The organism is Blautia caecimuris (genome assembly GCF_024622975.1).
GTDB classification, from domain to species: Bacteria; Bacillota; Clostridia; order Lachnospirales; family Lachnospiraceae; genus Blautia_A; species Blautia_A caecimuris.
The window spans coordinates 1-1,875 of record NZ_JANJZT010000081.1 but is presented as its reverse complement, the minus strand read 5'-3'; the positions used below and the strand labels follow the sequence as shown (position 1 = coordinate 1,875).

General features: G+C 42.7%; 1 protein-coding gene. It reads left to right on the top strand.

Annotation, left to right across the window (positions count from 1 at the left end; translation table 11 throughout):
* Positions 1 to 118: 118 nt before the first annotated feature.
* The gene (locus NSA57_RS19375) at positions 119 to 1,411 is read left to right on the top strand and encodes an IS110 family RNA-guided transposase (RefSeq protein WP_026649355.1); all 1,293 of its coding nucleotides are present in this window, start codon (positions 119 to 121) and stop codon (positions 1,409 to 1,411) included.
* Positions 1,412 to 1,875 lie beyond the last annotated feature (464 nt).

Here is a 1,875-nt window from a genome sequence, read left to right as displayed (position 1 = left end):
ATGGAGCTTCCTGTATAATAAAAAATGTGGATGTTGAAAATTGAAAATACCTCAGAGTACAATAAGACTACTGACTGGCAGGTTAGTAAAAATCTTATTGAACAGAGAGGTATCTACAATGAAGTCTAACACACAGAATAAAAAAATAGAAGCAATAACTGAAAAAACTTTGGTAATCGGAATCGATGTAGGAAGTGAAACACATTATGCAAGGGCGTTTGACTACAGAGGCATTGAGTATTCAAAGAAACCATTTAAGTTTAGTAACACAGAGGCCGGATTTGTGACATTTAAGGAATGGATCCTGGACCTCAAAGAAAAACATGAGAAGGATAAGGTGGTTCCAGGCATGGAACCGACAGGGCACTACTGGTTTAATCTTGGAAAGTATCTTCAGGATAATGAAATGAAACCAGTACTTGTGAATCCACATCATGTCAAGAAATCAAAAGAACTCGACGACAATAATCCAACTAAGAATGATCGTAAGGATCCGAAAGTGATTGCAGGTCTGGTTAGAGAGGGACGATACATGATCCCATATCTGCCGGATGGTGTTTATGCTGATCTCAGAACAGCATCAAACATAAGATTCCAGTTACAGTCGGAACTTACAAGAATCCAAAACAGGATCAGTCGTTGGTTCAATATATATTTTCCTGAATATAAGACGGTATACGGAAAGCCGGATGCCAAGAGCGGAATGCTGATCCTTAAGGAGGCACCACTCCCGGAAGATATCCTGACGTTGGGTATCGATGGAGTGGACCAGATCTGGCGGGATGCAAAGATGAGAGCAGTTGGAAAGGCGAGGGCGAAGACCCTGATCGAAGCTGCGGAGCACAGCGTCGGAAGCAAAGAAGGAGCAGTATCTGCAAGAATGGAGATCCGGATGCTTCTTGAGGACTATGAATCCAGAAATATGCGTCTACAGGAAGTTATGGTTCTAATTGAAGAACTGGTAAAACAGATTCCGATGGCTGAAAAGCTGCTGGAAATCAAAGGTGTGGGAATCAAGACAGTGTCCGGATTCCTTGCAGAAGTAGGTGATATCAGTCGCTTCAACAGTCCGAAAGAACTGCAGAAGCTTGCAGGATTGGCATTGGTTGAGAACAGTTCCGGAAAGCACAAGGGAGAGACAACAATAAGCAGACGAGGTCGAAAGAGACTCAGATACCTGCTCTTTGAGGTTGCAATGTCGCTTGTAGCGAAGAACCCGGAGTTCAGGGAACTACATAATTATTACACAACCAGAAGGCTGAATCCATTGAAGAAAATGCAGTCACTTATGGCGATTGCAGCCAAGCTGATACGAGTCTTTTTTGCGATGCTGACTAAAGGTGTGGATTATGATCCGAAAAAAATGGTCAGTGACATCAAGAGACCGGCAGTTTATCTACAGGCTGCATAAGAAAGACAAGTAACTATAATGGAGGCTGTCACGTGGACAGCCACTGAATTAAGCAGAATGTAACAGATAACGTCCACTGATCACAGTGCTGGAACAGGAAGCGAGTCAGTAATCAATAATACAAAGAATGAGCCAGTAGTCGGCAGGAATATTTTCCATAGGGCATGACCCTGTAATGGAGCATAGCTGACACCCTGGTTATGGGCAGGCAGGACGAAGGAAGTTAGGACCTCTGGAGACAGAGATGATCCTGGTGGATATAGGAGGTTAGCTGCCATAGAGGGATGGGTATATACAAGGCCAGTAAAACGGAAATCAATGACGTTTTATTTCGTATACCCTCTAACCACTATTTCAGTACCTGATACATCGAAATGCTCATAGCTGTGGCTTATTCACTGAGATATGAAAGGTTGAAAAACCTTGAATTTTCAATAGAAAACACTTGATTATATGAGGAGGAA